Below are 408 nucleotides of genomic sequence, written 5' to 3'. Positions count from 1 at the left end.
GCCGTGGTGGCCCACATGGCGCCGTCCGGCGCGCGCGCGAAGCTGTACGTGGCGCCGGGCGGGAAGCCGTCGGCCGCGCCGTAGTGGCGCACCTGGCCGTCCTTGAACACGCTGGCGCCGCCGAAGCGGTAGCCGACCCACAGCGCGCCGTCCGGCGCCGTGTACAGCGGCAGCACGATGGTCGACTGCAGCTTCTGGCCGCCGACCTGCTCGCGCCGCTCGAAGTTGAGGCCGTCGAAGCGGTACAAGCCGTTCGGCGTGGACAGCCACAGCCAGCCGTCCGGGGTCTGGGTGATGGCCTGGATCTGCGCCGGCGCGCCCTCGGCGGCGGTCCAGGCGTGATGGCTGTAGTCGCTCAGCAGGCGCGCGTGGCCGGCGGCGGCCGGGCGCCACGCCGCCAGCAGCAGC

General features: G+C 75.0%; 1 pseudogene. It reads right to left on the bottom strand.

Annotated elements, in window-relative coordinates:
* Positions 1-407, bottom strand: a pseudogene (locus GTP90_RS36120) (two-component system sensor protein); the annotation flags it as partial.
* Position 408: the final 1 nt, after the last annotated feature.

The sequence above is a fragment of the Duganella vulcania genome, from assembly GCF_009857655.1.
Classification (GTDB): Bacteria; Pseudomonadota; Gammaproteobacteria; order Burkholderiales; family Burkholderiaceae_D; genus Rugamonas; species Rugamonas vulcania.
Note: the sequence above shows the minus strand (reverse complement) of the source record. Positions and strands in the feature narration are given on the sequence as shown.